Source organism: Cytobacillus sp. QJM3NY_8 (assembly GCF_056173585.1).
The window spans coordinates 3751425-3769436 of record NZ_CM149681.1 but is presented as its reverse complement, the minus strand read 5'-3'; the positions used below and the strand labels follow the sequence as shown (position 1 = coordinate 3769436).

At 40.8% G+C, this 18012-nt stretch carries 19 protein-coding genes and 1 riboswitch; of the genes, 14 read left to right on the top strand and 5 right to left on the bottom strand.

Features of this window, described 5'->3' with window-relative positions:
• Positions 1-6: 6 nt before the first annotated feature.
• Positions 7-927, top strand: coding sequence for a DMT family transporter (locus tag AC0VZ9_RS19385; protein ID WP_009332681.1), 921 nt, complete (start codon positions 7-9; stop codon positions 925-927).
• 34 nt (positions 928-961) lie between these two features.
• Here the strand turns inward: AC0VZ9_RS19385 and AC0VZ9_RS19380 are convergent, their stop codons facing one another.
• From AC0VZ9_RS19380 to AC0VZ9_RS19370, 3 genes are read right to left on the bottom strand one after another with little or no spacing between them, the layout of a single operon-like run.
• Positions 962-2617, bottom strand: a complete 1656-nt coding sequence (locus AC0VZ9_RS19380; RefSeq protein WP_019379753.1) for a b(o/a)3-type cytochrome-c oxidase subunit 1 — start codon at positions 2615-2617, stop codon at positions 962-964.
• Positions 2617-3093 (bottom strand): cytochrome c oxidase subunit II, encoded by a 477-nt coding sequence (locus tag AC0VZ9_RS19375; RefSeq protein ID WP_071157222.1) that lies wholly within the window; start codon positions 3091-3093, stop codon positions 2617-2619. The genes AC0VZ9_RS19380 and AC0VZ9_RS19375 overlap by 1 nt, the downstream gene beginning before the upstream one ends.
• A gap of 21 nt (positions 3094-3114) precedes the next feature.
• Positions 3115-3264: a cytochrome c oxidase subunit 2A gene (locus AC0VZ9_RS19370; RefSeq protein WP_009332678.1), complete on the bottom strand. Its 150-nt coding sequence runs from the start codon at positions 3262-3264 to the stop codon at positions 3115-3117.
• Between the two features lie 359 nt (positions 3265-3623).
• Positions 3624-3725: riboswitch (purine riboswitch) on the top strand.
• Positions 3726-3879: 154 nt separating this feature from the next.
• Here AC0VZ9_RS19370 and AC0VZ9_RS19365 point away from each other — a divergent pair.
• From AC0VZ9_RS19365 to AC0VZ9_RS19315, 11 genes are all read left to right on the top strand, one after another.
• A complete protein-coding gene (locus tag AC0VZ9_RS19365) occupies positions 3880-4482 on the top strand; it encodes a xanthine phosphoribosyltransferase (protein WP_019379751.1) in 603 nt (200 codons plus the stop codon).
• Positions 4479-5789: a nucleobase:cation symporter-2 family protein gene (locus tag AC0VZ9_RS19360; protein ID WP_009332676.1), complete on the top strand. Its 1311-nt coding sequence runs from the start codon at positions 4479-4481 to the stop codon at positions 5787-5789. Before AC0VZ9_RS19365 ends, AC0VZ9_RS19360 begins: the two co-directional genes overlap by 4 nt.
• Positions 5790-5892: 103 nt before the next feature.
• Positions 5893-6042 (top strand): hypothetical protein, encoded by a 150-nt coding sequence (locus AC0VZ9_RS19355; protein ID WP_157380196.1) that lies wholly within the window; start codon positions 5893-5895, stop codon positions 6040-6042.
• A 237-nt stretch (positions 6043-6279) separates the two neighbouring features.
• The gene (locus AC0VZ9_RS19350) at positions 6280-7362 is read left to right on the top strand and encodes a type III polyketide synthase (protein ID WP_019379749.1); all 1083 of its coding nucleotides are present in this window, start codon (positions 6280-6282) and stop codon (positions 7360-7362) included.
• A 4-nt stretch (positions 7363-7366) separates the two neighbouring features.
• Positions 7367-7930 carry an isoprenylcysteine carboxyl methyltransferase family protein gene (locus AC0VZ9_RS19345; RefSeq protein WP_009332674.1) on the top strand — a complete coding sequence of 188 codons (564 nt, stop codon included), beginning with the start codon at positions 7367-7369 and terminating at the stop codon, positions 7928-7930.
• A 396-nt stretch (positions 7931-8326) separates the two neighbouring features.
• The gene (locus AC0VZ9_RS19340; RefSeq protein WP_475396637.1) at positions 8327-11989 is read left to right on the top strand and encodes a dynamin family protein; all 3663 of its coding nucleotides are present in this window, start codon (positions 8327-8329) and stop codon (positions 11987-11989) included.
• Positions 11990-12017: 28 nt separating this feature from the next.
• Positions 12018-12767, top strand: coding sequence for a nucleotidyltransferase domain-containing protein (locus tag AC0VZ9_RS19335; RefSeq protein ID WP_019379746.1), 750 nt, complete (start codon positions 12018-12020; stop codon positions 12765-12767).
• Between the two features lie 28 nt (positions 12768-12795).
• Positions 12796-12987 carry a hypothetical protein gene (locus tag AC0VZ9_RS19330; protein ID WP_009332669.1) on the top strand — a complete coding sequence of 64 codons (192 nt, stop codon included), beginning with the start codon at positions 12796-12798 and terminating at the stop codon, positions 12985-12987.
• Positions 12984-13820, top strand: a complete 837-nt coding sequence (locus AC0VZ9_RS19325) for a sulfurtransferase (RefSeq protein WP_475396636.1) — start codon at positions 12984-12986, stop codon at positions 13818-13820. The genes AC0VZ9_RS19330 and AC0VZ9_RS19325 overlap by 4 nt, the downstream gene beginning before the upstream one ends.
• A 91-nt stretch (positions 13821-13911) precedes the next feature.
• Complete coding sequence (locus AC0VZ9_RS19320; protein ID WP_475396635.1) at positions 13912-14514, top strand: hypothetical protein; 603 nt, start codon at positions 13912-13914, stop codon at positions 14512-14514.
• A gap of 79 nt (positions 14515-14593) precedes the next feature.
• Positions 14594-15484: a 5'-3' exonuclease gene (locus AC0VZ9_RS19315; RefSeq protein WP_009332663.1), complete on the top strand. Its 891-nt coding sequence runs from the start codon at positions 14594-14596 to the stop codon at positions 15482-15484.
• Positions 15485-15858: 374 nt separating this feature from the next.
• Here AC0VZ9_RS19315 and sspL read toward each other — a convergent pair whose 3' ends face one another.
• The gene (gene sspL / locus AC0VZ9_RS19310) at positions 15859-15996 is read right to left on the bottom strand and encodes a small, acid-soluble spore protein L (RefSeq protein ID WP_009332662.1); all 138 of its coding nucleotides are present in this window, start codon (positions 15994-15996) and stop codon (positions 15859-15861) included.
• A gap of 222 nt (positions 15997-16218) precedes the next feature.
• Between sspL and AC0VZ9_RS19305 the strand changes: the two genes are divergently transcribed.
• Entirely contained in the window at positions 16219-16680 is a 462-nt protein-coding gene (locus tag AC0VZ9_RS19305) for a divergent PAP2 family protein (protein ID WP_475396634.1), read from the top strand.
• A 109-nt stretch (positions 16681-16789) separates the two neighbouring features.
• Complete coding sequence (locus AC0VZ9_RS19300; RefSeq protein WP_009332660.1) at positions 16790-17053, top strand: DUF6123 family protein; 264 nt, start codon at positions 16790-16792, stop codon at positions 17051-17053.
• Between the two features lie 38 nt (positions 17054-17091).
• Here AC0VZ9_RS19300 and AC0VZ9_RS19295 read toward each other — a convergent pair whose 3' ends face one another.
• Complete coding sequence (locus AC0VZ9_RS19295; RefSeq protein ID WP_251267378.1) at positions 17092-18009, bottom strand: DMT family transporter; 918 nt, start codon at positions 18007-18009, stop codon at positions 17092-17094.
• Between the last annotated feature and the right edge of the window lie 3 nt (positions 18010-18012).

Sequence of the window (18012 nt, the reverse complement as noted above, 5' to 3'; positions counted from 1 at the left end):
GAAATAATGAAGAAAATACTTCCATTCATAATGATTGCGTTAGGGGCAAGTCTATGGGGAATTATTGCTGTTTTTGTTAAAGGGCTCGGAGAATATGGATTTACGGCTATGGAAATTGTGGCCGCGAGAGTTTTTTTTGCAGCAATATTTCTTGTCCTAATAGGAATTATGCGTTTCCGGAACTGCTTTAAATTGCAATCTGCCTCTGACATCAGACTTTTTGCAGGAACCGGAATACTGAGCATCGTCTTTTTTAATTATTGTTATTTCACAGCAATGAACCAAATCAGCATATCAATGGCTGTCGTTCTGCTTTACACAGCTCCAGCATTTGTTACTGTATTATCTTACCTGTTTTTAAAGGAAGGAATAAATCTTGGAAAGATTGCAGCTGTGGCAGGCACAATTTTAGGCTGCATTCTAATTGCCGGAGTAACAGCAGGCAGCCGTGATATCACTTTGCTTGGAATTATGACGGGATTGGGTTCTGGGTTTGGCTATGCACTGTATACGATATTCGGAAAATTTGCATTAAGAAAATATCATCCGTATACAGTTACGCTTTATACATTCCTGATTGCATCGGTATTTCTAATCCCGGTAACCAGACTGTGGACAAAAGCTGAAATCTTTCTAAACACTGAAGTTTTGTTTCTTAGTATTGGTCTTGGATTTGTACCTACGGTTCTCGCCTATTTTGTATATACATGGGGACTGGAAAAAACGGATGGAAGCAAAGCAGCTGTTATTGCTACAGTTGAACCTGTCGTGGCCATGCTTCTAGGAGTCACACTTTACGGGGAAAGTCTCGGTGCAGTCCAGATTGCTGGTGCTTTGCTGATACTCAGTTCTGTAATTATTGTGAATTTGCCTGCAAGAAGGAAAAATGCAGGAAGGGCGGCTGACTCAAGCAAGCTTGAACACTAAAACACTCCGTCCATATCGGAACGGAGTGTTTTTTTTACCAAAGCTTATATCCTTTAGCCCCGGGAGGTGCATTTTGAATTAAATCTATAAAAGGAATGGTGTAGGCAAATAGAATAAGAACAACCGTAATTCCAAGCCAAAGCTTCCAATTTTCAAATACCATTGGAGCTTTTTCGGCTTCATCAGCAGCTTCTCCGACAGGGAATTCCTGCTCTCCCTTTGGTGCGAAAAAGGCAAGGTTGATGAAGATATAAAGCATTAAGATGATGCCTATAAATAGGATAGAACCGCCGATTGCCTGTGCAACCTGGTATGGAATCCATTCTGCTGCTTGTGCTGCTCCGCCATATTCAGAGTATGATGAACGGCGCGGCGCTCCCAGAAGACCGGCAGCATGCATGGCACCAGACATGAATGTCATTCCGATTGCCCAGATAACTGCTTGGATGATACCCAATTTATTCATCGCTTTTGTTAATGTTCTTCCTGTGAGATGTGGAATCAGCCAGTAAGAAACCCCAAAGAATGTAAGTACTACAGATGTTGCCACGGTTAAGTGAAAGTGGCCGGTTACCCAAATCGTGTTATGGACAACCTGGTTCATCTGGTGGGACGCATTAACGATACCGCCTGCTCCCGCAGGTATAAAGGCAACCATCCCGATGAAAGGAACAGTAAATCGGGCATCTCCCCAAGGCAGTTTTTTTACCCAGCCGAATAATCCTGTGGCCCCTTTGGAACGCCCAAAGCTTTCAAAAGTGGCAAAAAGAGAAAATGCAGTCATAAGAGATGGAATGACAACCAGGAATGTTAGGATAACCTGTAAGAATTTCCATGCTGGGTCAATTCCCGGCTCCATTAATTGATGGTGAAATCCGACAGGGATTGAAAACAGCAGGAATAATATGAATGACATGCGCGCCAATGAATCAGAAAAAATCTTTCCGCCGATGACTTTAGGAATGACAACGTACCAGGCCATGTAAGCTGGCAATAGCCAGAAGTAAACAAGCGGATGTCCGAAATACCAGAATAGAGTACGGCTGACTCCGATATTTACTGTTTCTACAAACCCCAATGACCAAGGAAGAAGCTGGAAAAGAACAGTAGACGCTACACCGATTGTTGCCACAATCCACATCATTGTGTTGACCAATGACATAAAGGTTAATAACGGACTCGGCTGCCCGGGATTTTTTCTTCTCCATTCTGCATACTTCATAATGATGGCTGCCCCGTCAATCCAGCTTCCCACTATAACAAGTGTTAAACCGATATAGTACAATGCATGTGCCTGAAGAGGAGCATAGAAAGTATAAAGAACAGTAGCTTCATTCAACAGGATCATGACAGCTGCAAGAACAGTTCCTGCTGTCATCAGCCAAAAACCTGCCCAGCCGGCAATTCGCTGTTTATTTGTAAGGGTTCCTGATGTTTTGCTTGTTGCTGCTAACTGGAAGCCCATTATAAAAAAGGTAGTAAGTACAAGTCCGAGTACAACACCGTGAACCGTGAGAATTTGGTAATACCCGATGCCTGCCGGAAGCTCGAATTTACCGGAGCGGACCAAAGTCTGCAATAAGCCAGCAAGGCCGCCTATTGCTAAAGCTGTAAATGCAACGAAAAAGTGAGCCATTGCCAATTTTCCGTCACGGCGGTCAACTTTAAATTTTGCTGAAGGATTAAACATTATTCCACCACCTTAATTTTAGACGACATCATGTGGTGACCAACACCGCAATATTCATTACATACAATTAAGTATTCTCCAGTTTTATCAAATGTTGTAATGTGTTCACTGATATAGCCGGGTTCTAGCATCATGTTGATATTTGATCCTGCAACTTCGAAACCGTGGACAACGTCTTTGGTTGTTGCGATAATTTTCACTTTAGCACCATATGGAACCTCCACTTCAGCTGGGCTATAGGAAAACGCAGATGCTACGTATACCAATTCGTAATCCCAATCTTTCCCTTCTACCTTTTTCAGTCCTGGCTCATTAAATGGAGCGGTAGTATCGACCTTTTCAGGGTCGATTGTTGCCAAACAGCTTGGGGGCTGATTGCCCAGGTAAAATGCGCTGACTCCCAAGACTGTTAGAAAAACAAGCAGCGATCCGATTCCAAAAGTGAGCCAGGCCTTTTCAAATTTATGCATATGCATGGCTTTTTCCCCTTTCTAACTCTAAAAGCGGCTGATAAATAATGAATAAACACCTGCCCATGTAATGATCAGGAAGAATCCTAATAAGAAAACGGAAGCTAGCGTTCCCTTTAAGGAAGAGCTATCCTCTATTTCAGTTTTTGTTTTTCGGCTGAGTTCTGTTTTCGCCATTGTCTTTCACTCCTTTCGAATATTTGGAAAAAGTAAATGATTACACTTTCATAATACAAAACATTTAGGAAGATTCTAGATGCTTTCAGTGAGTTCACAAATTGTTCATTCGTAACTTAAACACTATGATAATGGTGAAAAATTGATATTTAAGTGATTTATGTCACAAAAAACTCCTGTGAATTGTGAAAAAACTGTGAAGGTTTAATTGAGCTTCAGAAGGAAGGCAAATTTTTAAAAATAAACATACTGAAGAGGGCGAATTATCTGATTAGCGAACAATTTTCTGGTAATATATTGTTTAGTTCGTATTTAGTTAAATTTTTGATTGAAGTATTAGTAAATGATGTTATAATGTTAATAAATTAATAACATTCACTCATATAATCGCGAGGATATGGCTCGCAAGTTTCTACCGGGTTACCGTAAATGATCCGACTATGAGTGAGCAATGTAAAGGACGTTTAAAGTCATCCTTGTTTGCCTGCAGCTTAGATCATTAGCCTGAAGGCCATTGCTTCACTCATTTTTATGTTGTGAATGCGATGGGCTTCAGGCTTTTTATATGGCTGGAATGAGTAATTGAAGGCTATCTATCATAGAGGAGGATGCAAAATGGATATGCTTATTGAAAAAATAAAGAGCGAAGGGATTGTTTTATCTCCGACAGTTTTAAAGGTGGATTCTTTTCTGAACCACCAAATAGATCCTCAGCTAATGCATGAAGTCGGCAAAGAATTTGCAGATAGATTCTCCAGAAGCGGGATTACAAAAATATTGACTATCGAATCTTCGGGGATTGCGCCAGCTGTAATGGCTGGGCTCCATCTGAATGCTCCAGTTGTATTCGCTAGAAAAAGAAAATCTCTCACTCTGGTAAATGACCTGATTACAGCCTCTGTCTATTCTTTTACTAAGGAAGAAACAAGTGAAATCTCTGTTTCAAAGAAATATCTATCAGAAAAAGATAATGTCCTTATAATCGATGATTTTCTGGCGAATGGACAGGCAGCACTAGGTCTTGCGGATATAGTAAAAAAAGCGGGATCAGGAATTGCAGGGATTGGAATCGTTATTGAAAAAGGCTTTCAAAATGGCGGACAGCTGCTGAGGGAAAAGGGATTCCGGGTCGAGTCCTTAGCTATTATTGACTCACTTGAAAACGGCATGATCAGCTTTGATAATACAGCAAAGAATATGGAGGAAATGATACGATGAATCAGAATCCGCTTAAAATTGCTTCATTGGGAATTCAGCATGTCCTTGCCATGTATGCAGGCGCGGTAATTGTACCATTGATTGTAGGAGGTGCACTTGGCTTAACAGGGGAACAGCTTACTTATCTTGTTTCCATTGATATTTTTATGTGCGGAATTGCAACACTCCTTCAAGTATGGCGCAGTAAATTTTTTGGGATTGGCCTTCCTGTAGTTCTGGGCTGCACATTTACGGCCGTTGGACCGATGATTGCGATCGGAGGGCAGTATGGAATACCTGCTATCTATGGTTCTATTCTGGTTTCTGGTATTTTCGTTGTAGCTGTTTCAAAGTATTTTGGAAAACTGGTTAAATTTTTTCCGCCTGTTGTAACAGGGTCTGTAGTTACCATTATAGGGATTACGTTAATTCCTGTAGCAATGAATAATATGGCTGGAGGTGAGGGAAGCCCTGACTTTGGTTCCCTGACAAATATAGCATTGGCTTTTGGCACTTTGCTGTTCATCATAGTACTTTTCCGATTCTTTAAAGGCTTTGTTCGAGCGATTGCCATTTTGCTGGGGCTGGCTGCTGGCACCATTACTGCGTTTTTTATGGGCATGGTAGATTTCTCCGCTGTTGGGGAAGCTTCCTGGTTTCATATGCCATCCCCTTTCTATTTCGGCATGCCGACATTTGAGGTGACAGCGATCCTCACAATGATACTCGTAGCAATGGTCAGTTTAGTTGAATCTACGGGCGTATACTTTGCCCTTGGTGATATCTGTGAAGAAAAATTGGAAGAGAAAGATCTGTCAAATGGCTATCGTGCCGAAGGACTTGCGATTATCCTTGGTGCTGTCTTTAATGCTTTTCCTTATACAACATATTCGCAAAACGTCGGACTTCTTCAGATGTCAGGCGTTAAAACAAAAAATGTCATATATACAGCAGGGGCTTTTCTTGTACTGCTTGGGCTAGTTCCGAAAATCGGCGCATTGACAACCATTATTCCTACTCCTGTTTTAGGAGGCGCAATGGTAGCTATGTTCGGTATGGTAGTCGCCTATGGAATAAAAATGCTCAGCAAGGTAGAGTTCTCCTCTCAGGAAAATTTATTAATCATTGCCTGCTCTGTCGGGATGGGATTGGGAGTAACAGCCGTTCCTGAACTATTCGCGCAAATGCCTTCCAGTGTGCGTATCCTGACTGATAACGGTATAGTGGCTGGCAGTGTGACAGCAATTCTTTTAAATATCGTATTCAATGTTGCTAAAGGAAAAAAAGCAGTTCAGCCTGCATCTTTTGCGGAGCAGAAGGCTTCATAATTCTTCTTTGCGGCAATCACAATAATTCTGGCAATCAATATAATATTCTATCGGTATTTTACATTTCCGAAGCGATTGTTTCTCGCACGAAAGAGAGTGGAATGTGATGGAGAAATTTTATTGTGATAACTGCCGGCTTTTATATAATGAAGAAGAGGTTTGTGCTGCTTGCGGTATCCTGGTTACGAAAAAAATATATATAGAAGTACAAAAGCATCACAAAAACAATAATGGATTGGATGCATCAGAATAACTATGCCATGGGCCAGCCATTTTTTATTGAATGCTTGGCTCTAGAGCTAATTGGAAAAGATTTAGTAATGATATTCATTTAGTTATTCCATTATAATAAAGATGCACAACAACTCCTTCAAAACACATTGCTTCCTCCTAATGGGGGGAGCTTTTTTTTGCTTGATTATCCAATTTTGTAACATAAATTGCTTTTATTTGGAAAAAGTAAAAGAAAGCAAGTGGAGGAGAGTCATGTATGCCAGCAATTGTATCAGTTGCAGAAGCAATACCTGAACATGTTCTGACACAGGATCAGGTAATGGATTTTGCCAGAGATTTATTTTCAGAGTCCTTTAAGGATATTGAACGCCTATTGAAAGCTTTCCGCAACGGCCAAATTGAAAAGCGCCACTTCGCAAAGGGACTCGAATGGTTTAAAACAGATAAATCATTTGAAGAGCGAAACAATGCTTATATTGAACAGGCTATTGAACTGGGAACAAAGGCTATAAAGTGCTGTCTGGAAAATGACATTTTCCTGAGCAAGAATCTCCAATGTGATGATATCGATGCCATCTTTACTATTTCAAGCTCAGGAATTGCCACACCGAGTATTGAAGCAAGAATCATGAATAAGCTTCCATTTTCTGAACATACGAAGCGAATACCGATATGGGGACTGGGTTGTGCGGGCGGCGCATCAGGCCTTTCAAGAGCCTATGAATACTGCCTGGCTTACCCTGAAGCAAAAGTATTGGTTTTAACTATAGAATTATGCAGTTTGACCTTTCAGCGCAATGACAGATCAAAGAGTAATCTTATCGGGACCTCTCTTTTTGCTGACGGCGCAGCATGTGCGCTGATAACGGGTGATGAAGTTCAAAGGGATTTTCAAAAGGTGTCATCCATTCCGAGAATCCTGGGAACCCAATCAACAACAATGCGCAATTCTCTGGATGTGATGGGCTGGGAAGTGAAGAATGCGGGCTTATATGTGGTTTTCTCAAAGGATATACCATCCATAATAGAGGGCTGGCTGAAGCAGAATGTAACGGAATTTCTAAGGGGAAAAGGCATGGAGATGAAAAAAATAATCCATTTTGTTGCCCATCCTGGGGGAAAAAAAGTTATTGATGCTTATCAGAAAGCATTGCAATTCGATCCTGATATGACAAAAGTTTCACTTGATGTATTAAAGGAGTTCGGGAATATGTCCTCAGCAACCATTCTTTACGTGCTGAAAAGGTTTATGGAGATCGGCAGAAAGGGAGATACCGGACTTGCAACTGCTCTCGGCCCGGGATTTAGCTCGGAATTACTGCTGCTGGAATGGGAGTGAATACATGCTGTTCAAACTATTTATTGCCGTCATCATTTTGCAGAGGGCAGCAGAGCTTGCTGTAGCCCGAAATAATGAAAAGTGGATGAAAGGCCGGGGCGCACTGGAATTTGGTCAGCGGCACTATCCCTGGATCGTTGCGGTTCACGTTTCTTTTTTCATTTGCTTTCTGATTGAAGTAACCATCTTTGAAAAAGACCTGTCCCCTTTTTGGCCCATTCTTCTGATTCTTTTCTTTCTTACCCAGGCAGGAAGAGTATGGGCACTCTTCTCTTTAGGGAAATACTGGAATACCAAAATCATAGTCATGCCGGGGGCAAAGGTCGTCAGAAGGGGGCCATACCGTTTTATAAAGCATCCCAATTATGTAATTGTAGCTGCTGAATTTCTCGTAATACCTTTAATGTTCCAGGCTTATATCACTGCGGCTGTATTTACCCTGCTAAACATAATGGTACTTTCGGTCAGGATACCAGCCGAAGAAAAAGCACTGAAAGAATTGACAGGATACGAAGAAGCTTTTTTACGATTAAGACCTGGCATGAATAGAGATATTAAAAAAGTTTGACAATTTTAAAATCCCTATTGAAAATGATTATCGTTCGTGATAAACTTCTAATTGAATTTGAAAATTATTCTCAATATCATTCCAACAGGAAGGTGTTGCTACATATGACAATTCTATTTGTTGCAGGCACAATTGCTGCCTACTCACTTGTTATGAAACATGTATTAAATAACGTAGCTAGACCACATACAAGATAATAGTATTTTTTGAAACCAGGCGCGGGAGGCCTGGTTTTTGTTTTTTAACGCATGTGAAAATACAAGCAAATGAACATAGAATAAAAGCAGCTGCTGAGAAATATTAGAAAAATCAAAGAATAAACCATCCTATATAGGAAAATAAACGAAAATCATTTAAAATAGGAAGTAAATTAAAGTTACAAGGGGATTAATGGAAATGGCTGACACGATTTTGCAACCAGGATTACAGCAAACTGAATTAATGAACAGAATTACTGCGATATATACATTCGCCCAGAGAAATGGGGATAGCCAGACAGCTAAAAGAGCTAAAGATCTCTTAATTAAGCTAAGAGACCAGGAATTTGCCATCGCTTTTTGCGGACATTTTTCTGCTGGAAAATCGAGCATGATTAACAAGCTTGCAGGAGAGGACCTCCTTCCGTCCTCGCCGATTCCAACCAGTGCTAACCTGGTAAAAGTCAAATCAGGTGAGGAAGATTATGCAAAAGTTATTTTTAAGGAAGGAAAGCCAAGGCTTTATCCTGCTCCGTATGATTACGGACAGGTAAAATCCTATTGCAAGGACGGCGATTCAATTCATTCCATTGAAATAAGCCATTCCGCCACCAGTTTGCCCAAGAAGGCAGTAATTATGGATACACCTGGAATCGATTCTACAGATGATGCGCATAGAATTGCTACTGAATCTGCTCTTCATTTGGCTGACCTTATTTTTTATGTTATGGATTATAACCATGTCCAGTCGGAATTAAATTTTCTTTTTACAAAAGAACTGACGGCTGCAGGAAAAGAAGTTTATCTTGTTATCAATCAAATTGATAAACATCGGGATGAAGAGCTCAGCTTTGAACAATTTAAAGAAAGCGTAAAGGAATCATTTGCATCCTGGGGAGTAAAGCCTGCGCGGATTTTTTACACCACGTTAAAAGATGAAAATCACCAGGCAAACGATTTTAAGGCACTTCAGAACTTTATTAACAGCAGCATTGATAACCGTGAAGAGCTTTTGCCCCAATCCGTTTTTAATTCTTTAAAGAAATTAACAGAGGACCATCTGGCATTTTTAGGAGACACCCATGCAGCTGAAAAAGATAAATGGGAAGAAAAACTGGCTGAATTAGATCAGGATGAACGGGATCAGCTCGGAAACAGGCTGCAAGAGTTAGAGAATCAGTTGAATAAGCTAAAGTCTTCTATGCATGAAGCAGATATTGAGTTAACCGGAAAGATAGATGAGATTTTAAAAAACGCTTATTTAATGCCTTTCCAGACGAGGGAACTGGCTGAATCTTACCTTGAGTCGTGCCAGCCTTCGTTTAAAATTGGCCTATTTTTCAGCAAACAGAAAACGGAGCAGGAAAGGTCAGTGCGGCTTGACCGCTTCTATCAGGATTTTTCCGAAAAGGTTAAGTCTCAGCTGGAGTGGCATATAAAAGAGCTGTTTTTACAGCAGTTCAAGCAGCATAATATCCATGATTCAGAAATTCTAGCACAAGTTCAGAGCTTCAAGCTTTCCTTTGAACCAGCAGTTTTAGCCGAAACAGTAAAGTCCGGGGCCATGGTTTCAGGAGATTATGTTCTTCAGTATACGAACGACACCGCAGAGGCTGTAAAGAGAATTGCCAAAAAGAACGCAGCTTTCCTGAAAAATGCACTACTGGAAGCGCTTGAAGAAAATATCAGCCAGGATCAGACTGTACTGGTCAATGAAATTCGCAAGCTTACTGTCTATGCGGAAGCTCTTAGTGCAATTAAAGCTCTCAATGAAAAAGTTATTAAGGCATCTGCCGAGATGAAAGTCTATTTGACAGGTGACTTTGCTCAAGTTGAGTTTCAAGAGCAAGCCAAAATCCTTGCAGCAGAAGATGTCGATGAAGCTGAAGTTGTTTTCCTGCATGAAGATAAAGCTGAGAAGGAAAAGGTGCCAAAGAAATCTGGAAAATCTGCTGAGGAAGAGCAGACAGGGGAAGCCGTTCCTGCGGTTTCCGTTCAGCCTGTTATTGAAAAGCTTCAATTCACCGCTAATGCAGTAAAGGATATCCCAGGTTTCAGAAAGCTTGCATCTGATTTGGCAGATAAAGCATCAAGGCTTGAGAGCAAAGAATTCACAGTTGCCCTTTTTGGTGCATTCAGTGCAGGAAAGTCCTCCTTTGCCAATGCTTTAATCGGGAAAAAACTGCTTCCGGTTTCACCAAATCCGACGACAGCTGCAATCAACAAAATTAAGCCTGTTACGGCTGAAAATGTCCATGGAACTGTTCTTGTAAAAGTAAAGGATTCACAGACTCTCTTAAATGATATCAATCATTCATTGAAGGTCTTTGATTATTCTGCAGGAAACTTTGGCGATGCTGCTGCAGCGATTAAAAAGATCACTGGGGAAAACCAGGATTTCGATGCGAATGAAAAGACACACTTTGCATTTCTTAATGCCTTTATGAGAGGTTTTAATTTCTTCACAGATCAGCTTGGGAAAATCATAAAAGCTGATTTGGAAGAGTTTCGGGATTATGTTGCCAATGAGGAAAAATCATGCTTCGTTGAGACAATAGAGGTTTACTTTGATTGTGAACTGACAAGGCAGGGAATTACCCTGGTTGACACACCTGGGGCAGATTCGATTAATGCGAGGCATACCGGGGTCGCATTTGAATATATAAAAAACTCGGATGCAATCCTTTTTGTAACTTATTATAATCATGCCTTTTCGAAAGCCGACAGAGAATTTCTTATTCAGCTTGGAAGGGTCAAAGACACCTTCTCACTTGATAAAATGTTCTTTATCGTCAATGCCATTGACCTTGCCAATAATGAAGAAGAAAAGGATTCGGTACTTGAGTACGTTGAAGAACAGCTGGTGCAATACGGAATCCGCCGGCCGCATCTGTCTGGCATTTCAAGCCTTCAAGCTCTGGCAGAGAAGCTGGATAACAGCAAAGAGGGAGTTTCCAATATCAGTTCATTTGAAAAAAGCTTTTACTCCTTTATAAATCAAGACCTGCTGAATATTTCCATCTCATCAGCAGAAACAGAGTGGAGGCGCCTATTAGCCCAGCTGAGGTCTTACATTTCCTCCTCACAGGAAAATAAAGAAGTCAGGTTTGAAAAGCTGAAACAGCTTGAGGAAGAGCACCAGACGGTTACTGAGATTATCCGTGGACAAAAATCCGAACTGCTTTCCCAAAGGCTTGAACAGGAAACGGATGAGCTAGTCTTTTACATCAAGCAAAGAGTATTTCTGCGTTTCTTTGATTTTGTTAAGGAGGCTTTCAACCCTTCGGTCCTGAAGGATGATGGCCGGAACTTAAAGAAAATGCTTAAAATCGCTCTTGATGAATTCCTTGCAAGCTTTGGGTTTGATTTTGCCCAGGAACTTCGTGCAACAACATTAAGGCTTGAATCCTATATATTCAAGCTGATCGGCCAGCAGCAGGAGACTATTTCGAAAAAAGCCGCCAATGTGAACAGTGATTTGTCTTTTAGCTCATATGAGCCATTAAAAATGGAGAGTATTGAATTTGATTCTGCATTTTCCAATGAAGACCCGAACCAATTTAAAAAGGCTCTATCCTACTTTAAAAACCCAAAAACGTTTTTTGAAAAGAATGAACGCAAGCAGTTGGCGGATGAACTGGAGAAGAACCTGCAGGAACCTGCAGATCGTTACCTGCAAGCTGAAAGCACCAGACTAAAATTCCATTACAGCAGCCTGCTGACGGTCGAATTTGAGCGGCTGCTCAATTCGCTGATTGAACAGAACAATGAATATTATGAAGGTATTACGGCTGCTTTAAAAGATGATTTCCCGATTGAAGAGCTGAAAGAAATTGAGAGGAACGTTGCACAGTACGAATAATAGGTATTGAAAGGTTGCTGCTTTTCTTATGGAAAAATGGCTTTCTGCTGCTGAAGAAAAATATAATATAGACATCCTGTTTGCATGTGAAGCAGGAAGCAGGGCCTGGGGGACAGATGATGCGGAATCAGATTATGATATCCGCTTCATCTTTAAACATAAGGACCTGAAAGCATATCTTTCCCTTGAACGTGCCAAAGAGGTTATTGATTCAGATAACCCTTATGATGCGCACGGCTGGGATATTTTTAAAGCATTTGACCTTATGCAAAAATCCAATCCAAGTATATTCGAATGGGCATACTCACCCATCATCTACAAGGATAGGGATGGCTTTTCAAATAGGCTGAGGAGTATCGCGGAAAAAGAGTTCTCACGGTATAAGTTATTCCAGCATTACACCCAGCTATTTTCCCGCAATCTTGGGGAAGCGGCTAAAAAAGAGGGCTTTACAATTAAGAAACAGAAGCTGCTAATCCAGGCGATAAGAGCCTGCCTCATTTCAAGGCAGCTGCTACAGCAAAGCAAAATAAACGGAGATTTTTTGTATACAGGTCTCTTTTGCTTAAAGGAAGAGGATGAGATTACCCGCTTTTATCAGACCCTGGTTAATGCAAAACAACGCGGGGATCTTATTCAGGAGCATCTAGCTAATCAAATAGCTGATACACTCGAGTCAGAAAGGGAATTCCTCTATACAGCCGGTGAATCAATGCCTATAGGAAAAGGCAAAGTATCCGGACTGAATAAATGGCTTTGGGAACTGCTGAAAGTTTAAAATCATTCTGAGAAGTAAAGGGAGAGCTATGGAGAAAAATTTATTTCATGCATGTGCAACCTGCGTAAACTTCCATCCTGAAAAGCGTAAAGAAGGAATGGTTTATTTTTGCAGCAGACTGGGCTATGAAACGAAACCTGACTATCAATTTAACTGCTGGACACCAAAGGAACATATAAAACGCCTGATGGAAAAGAGAAAAGGGGAGAACCTTAAATGAAGTATCAAGTAGAAAAGGAATGGGTAGTAACTAAACTGGATGATCCTAATATCCGAATTGCCGACTGCCGCTTTAAACTTGGGTCACCTGAAGAAGGGCGCAGCTTATATAATCTCAACCATATTCCCAATGCCGTGTATTTTGATTTAGAGAAGGATCTGTCGGGCCCTGTTAGAGAACATGGGGGCAGGCACCCGCTTCCAAATCCCTCTCAATTTAAAGAAGTCCTGGAGAAGGCTGGTATCAGCAGGGATACCACAGTAATTGCCTATGATGGAGGAGAAGGGGCTTTTGCCGCAAGGTTCTGGTGGCTCCTCAGGTATTTGGGACATGATAAAGTTTATGTATTGAACGGCGGATATAAAGAATGGGCTGAAAGCGACTATCCTTTGAATAATAAGATTCAAAGCTTCGGGCCAGCTGACTTTAAAATCGATCTGCGGCCTGACATACATGCCTCATACGAAGAAGTTAAAGAATATACCGGTAATCAGGATACTGCTGTAATTATTGACTCGAGAGAGGAAAAGAGATACCTGGGACTGGAGGAGCCAATTGATAAAAAAGCCGGCCATATCCCTGGAGCAATCAATAGAGTTTGGCTTGAAGCGTATAAAAATGGCAGGTTTAAAGAAGCAGAGGAACAGGAAAAACGGTTTGCAGACATCGATAAGAATAAACCTGTAGTTGTTTACTGCGGATCTGGGGTAACAGCAGCACCTAATTTTCTGGCATTAAAGGAAGCTGGCTTCCGTAATGTTAAATTATATGCTGGAAGCTTCAGCGATTGGATCTCTTATGACGGAAATAAAATAGAAACTGTCGAAAAATAGAGGAATCCCTTATAAAAAAAGGGATTTTTTTACTGTTAAAATTATTATATAATTTAAAAGGTTTAATATATTTTGAAAATGGAGTGGTTAAATGAATACTTCGGGCTACACGATAACAAAAAAACAAAGAACTGAAACAAAACAAATATTGGTAACGACTGCAATTATTCTAATATTGTCAGCAATTTTTATTCCTATATCTTTACTTTCACCATTTCAGGCACAATTTTTCAGACCTGAAGGGACCTGGGTTTTCGAAGCGCCTAAAGCCGCTTATGTTACATTTACCATAGCTTTGGCATCGATGGGGATTTTTATCCTAGCGGGGGTTTGGCTGCACAGTGCTGAAAAATTTGGCAGGATTGCGAAATTTATTACAGGAGCCGGTTTTTTGTTTTCACTGGCTACAGTTATCCTCAGTTTTGATTATTACCACTATATTGATAAGAATGGTGTCCATTTTAATACATTATTCAGTTTGAAGGAGAAGCACTATAATTGGCCGGAAATCAAACATGCCAGGCAAACGGTCATAAACAAAATGGGTGTTATGTCTGATGATGAATTAATCTTTACCTTTAAAGATGGAACTACATATGCGTATCCATTAAATAATAATGTCCGAAATGCGCGAATCGCTACTTACTATGAACTGGAAGAACATGGAGTTGAACTAATAAGGGAAACAGAATAGGGCTGTAAAACTTTTCAAGAGAAACGGAGAGTTTCCCATGATATAATAGTTGTTATGATTATAATCGGGAGGCGGAAAAATGAACGAGAAAAAACCTTCACTGCTGCTGGTTGATGGAATGGCTCTGCTGTTCAGGGCATATTTTGCAACAGCGATGTCCGGTCAATTTATGATAAATTCAAAAGGAATACCTACAAATGGAGTTTACGGATTTGTTAAACACTTTTTAACGGCTGTTTCTTCCTTTAGCCCGACTCATGTGGCCGTTTGCTGGGATATGGGAAGCAAAACCTTCCGTACGGAAATGTTTGATGCCTATAAAGCAAACCGTCCTGAAGCTCCAATTGAACTTGTGCCTCAATTCGATCTGGTAAAAGAAGTCGTGGAAGCTTTTGATGTTCCAAATATTGGCCTTGAAGGATATGAAGCTGATGACTGCATTGGCACCATTGCAAGAAAAGCAAGCCAGGAAGCGGAAGTACTGATCCTTACTGGCGACCAGGATATCCTTCAGCTTCTGGATGATAATATTTCTGTCATTTTGCTGCAAAAAGGCTACGGCAATTATCTGGTGCATACGACAGAAACCTTTTATGAAGAAAAGGGAATAACACCGAAGCAGATGATTGATTTGAAAGCCTTCATGGGAGATACAAGTGATAATTATCCCGGAGTAAAAGGGATTGGCGAAAAAACAGCTCTGAAGCTGCTGCAGCAATTTGAGCATATTGAAGGTGTATTAGAAAACCTGGAACAGCTCACAAAAGGACAGCGTGCCAAGATCGAACAGGATCTTGAAATGCTGCACTTGAGCAGACAGCTCGCCGAAATAAAATGCGATGTACCTGTTGAATGCCCTCTAGACCTGGCGCAATTCACAATGAACCGGGAAAAGGTCATAGAGAAATTCACTGAAATTGAATTCCGCGGTCTTCATAGATTTCTTGATTTTAAAAAGGAATATGCATAATAGAGACCCCAGGCTCCTGCCTGGGGTTTTAAATTTTTTTCATGATTGCGCATCTCCAAGTAAAAGAGAAAACTGAGCGCATAAATGCAAGAAACCCGCACACACCATAATCATGCGCGCATACCGAAGAACCCCCGCGCACATCCTCGCCAAGCCAGCGCGTATAAGAAAAGCTTGCGCGTACAAACGAGAGAGCTCCGAGCACACAAGGGTCAAGCGCGCGTAAACGAAGAACCCCCGCGCACAAAAATGACAGTAACCGCTCACACAAGGATCATGCACATATAACCGAAGTAAAATGTGTACATCTCCATCAGACCCCAAATGCAGCTTTACTCTAACAAACATTAATGCCGCCAAAGGCGGCATCCAATTTATTTAGTATTCTTCTTTTTCGCTGCATTCTCCAGTTTGCTTTTAGGTTCCTCTGAAAATTCAGCATCCTGCCCGTATCCTTGAGGGTTTACACCAGGTGCTTTTATTCCTCTGTTTGTATGTCCATTTTTGCTCATGTGATTCACCTCCCCAGTCAGCAACTTCTCCATTGATAACCTTATTATTGTTAAAGTCTTCGGGTTTTAATCATGTCCATCGAGGGTACAATTTAGCAACTGATGCGGTGAGTTCTTCTTCTGTTTTGGGTTTAATTATTCCATAATTACAGGCCTATTTAGCATTTGAAGGAGGAATAATAAAAGTCTGCATACTTCACAATAAAGAAGAGGTGAATTGTTATGAACAAGGGAGTTTATATCGCTCTTTTAAGTATAGGGCTGGCACAGGGCCTAAAAATCCCCATCCATTATGTGAAAAAGGGAGAACTTCGTCCTGATTTGTTTTTCCAGACAGGGGGCATGCCGAGTTCTCATTCGGCTGGTGTTTCTTCTTTAACCACTTTTATAGCTTTAAAGCGCGGAGTTCCGACGGTCGACTTTGCTTTATCACTGGTTTATGGCCTGATTGTTATGTATGATGCCCAGGGAATCAGGCGCCAAACCGGTGAGCTTACCTTAAAGGTAAATAGTCTTGGTGAGCTGGTTGATAAAATTCACAAAGATGAGACAGTTAAGTTTGAAGAGGAAGGTCCAAAGAAGCTGAAGGAAATGCTCGGCCACCAGCCTGCTGAAGTATTGGGCGGAGCTCTCCTCGGTGTATTAACCGGAACACTTGGCTACCTTCTAGCTAAGAAGAAATAATTGAGCTTACAACTCCCCTGCTTCATGCAGAAAAAAGGTAGATAATTGTCGAAAAATCAGGTAAGATTTAGGAGAACGCAGGAGGGAGCAGGGGAAGAGGGTAAGTGAAATGAAGACAGTTGAAGAGTATTTGCACTTTTTGCAAAGTAAAGGATTTCAATTTCGGGAAGACGCGATTGGCTTCATTTACTTTGGCAAAAATTATACCAATGCTTCTGATGAGCTTGCCAATGCAGCAATAGAACTTACATTAAAAGCTCAGAAATCATTTGACGGCAGTTTTTACGTATCATTGCTTGAAACATTGGTTTCAAAGAATATTACCAGCAGGCGTGAAGCAATAAAATTTGTAAAAGAAAAATCAATCATTTAAAAGGCGTGTTTTTTGAGGACACGCCCTTTTTCTATTTATTAAGCTGTTTTTCTCCTAAAGATGGATAATGTTTTCTTAGCAGGAATTTCTGCAAAGACCATACCTGCAAAAATTAGCAGACAGCCAGTCAGGGCACTAAAGGAAAGTCTCTCATTCGCCCACATAAATCCTGCAGCAGCAGCAAACACAGGTTCCATGGCGAATATGAGGGCCACTCTTGTTGGGGTTGTGAATTTTTGAAAAGCCGTCTGTGCAAAAAATGCGAGCGCGGTCGCAAACAATGAAGTTACAATTAGAGCAGTCACCACATTGGTCTTAAATAATACTCCAGTTTCAAATGCCTGCTGCCAATTTTCTGTAAAAAACGCAAAAATGCCTGATAGCAAGGCCACGGTACCTACTTGAATAACCGTTAATAGCAGGGCCGGGTATTTGCTGCTATATTTTCCTGTGAATATAATATGAAGGGCAAAACCAACTGCACAGATTAATACATATGCATCACCGATATTTAGCGAGACTCTATCAGTCATTGTAAGCAAATACAATCCCGCTGTTGCAATTGATACACCTATAATAGCATTGAACCCTGGCTTAATTTTTAAAAGCATAAAAGAAAAGACTGGGACCATTACTACACTTAACCCCGTAATAAAGCCAGCTTTTGAGGAAGTTGTATGAAGCAGTCCGATTGTCTGGAAAGCATAGCCTATAAATAAAAACAAGCCCATAATAATTCCAGAAATCAAAAGCTTTTTGTTTATTTTCTTTAACTGTTCTCTTTCAAAAATAACTAGCCAGCCTCCCAGCAAGAAAGCGGCCATGAAAAAGCGTACACCATTAAAAGAAAATGGCTCAAGAAAAGCAATGGCGTTTTGTACAAGCACAAAGGTAGTTCCCCACACAAAGGCTACGAGCAATAGGCTTACATCTGCAAATATAACCGATCTATTCATTAT

Bases quoted from the DNA above. Each gene is read 5' to 3' on its own strand.
- AC0VZ9_RS19385 (WP_009332681.1), top strand. From the start codon at position 7: ATGAAGAAAATACTTCCATTCATAATGATTGCGTTAGGGGCAAGTCTA.
- AC0VZ9_RS19380 (WP_019379753.1), bottom strand. From the start codon at position 2,617: ATGTTTAATCCTTCAGCAAAATTTAAAGTTGACCGCCGTGACGGAAAA.
- AC0VZ9_RS19375 (WP_071157222.1), bottom strand. From the start codon at position 3,093: ATGCATATGCATAAATTTGAAAAGGCCTGGCTCACTTTTGGAATCGGA.
- AC0VZ9_RS19370 (WP_009332678.1), bottom strand. From the start codon at position 3,264: ATGGCGAAAACAGAACTCAGCCGAAAAACAAAAACTGAAATAGAGGAT.
- AC0VZ9_RS19365 (WP_019379751.1), top strand. From the start codon at position 3,880: ATGGATATGCTTATTGAAAAAATAAAGAGCGAAGGGATTGTTTTATCT.
- AC0VZ9_RS19360 (WP_009332676.1), top strand. From the start codon at position 4,479: ATGAATCAGAATCCGCTTAAAATTGCTTCATTGGGAATTCAGCATGTC.
- AC0VZ9_RS19350 (WP_019379749.1), top strand. From the start codon at position 6,280: ATGCCAGCAATTGTATCAGTTGCAGAAGCAATACCTGAACATGTTCTG.
- AC0VZ9_RS19345 (WP_009332674.1), top strand. From the start codon at position 7,367: ATGCTGTTCAAACTATTTATTGCCGTCATCATTTTGCAGAGGGCAGCA.
- AC0VZ9_RS19340 (WP_475396637.1), top strand. From the start codon at position 8,327: ATGGCTGACACGATTTTGCAACCAGGATTACAGCAAACTGAATTAATG.
- AC0VZ9_RS19335 (WP_019379746.1), top strand. From the start codon at position 12,018: ATGGAAAAATGGCTTTCTGCTGCTGAAGAAAAATATAATATAGACATC.
- AC0VZ9_RS19330 (WP_009332669.1), top strand. From the start codon at position 12,796: ATGGAGAAAAATTTATTTCATGCATGTGCAACCTGCGTAAACTTCCAT.
- AC0VZ9_RS19325 (WP_475396636.1), top strand. From the start codon at position 12,984: ATGAAGTATCAAGTAGAAAAGGAATGGGTAGTAACTAAACTGGATGAT.
- AC0VZ9_RS19320 (WP_475396635.1), top strand. From the start codon at position 13,912: ATGAATACTTCGGGCTACACGATAACAAAAAAACAAAGAACTGAAACA.
- AC0VZ9_RS19315 (WP_009332663.1), top strand. From the start codon at position 14,594: ATGAACGAGAAAAAACCTTCACTGCTGCTGGTTGATGGAATGGCTCTG.
- sspL (WP_009332662.1), bottom strand. From the start codon at position 15,996: ATGAGCAAAAATGGACATACAAACAGAGGAATAAAAGCACCTGGTGTA.
- AC0VZ9_RS19305 (WP_475396634.1), top strand. From the start codon at position 16,219: ATGAACAAGGGAGTTTATATCGCTCTTTTAAGTATAGGGCTGGCACAG.
- AC0VZ9_RS19300 (WP_009332660.1), top strand. From the start codon at position 16,790: ATGAAGACAGTTGAAGAGTATTTGCACTTTTTGCAAAGTAAAGGATTT.
- AC0VZ9_RS19295 (WP_251267378.1), bottom strand. From the start codon at position 18,009: ATGAATAGATCGGTTATATTTGCAGATGTAAGCCTATTGCTCGTAGCC.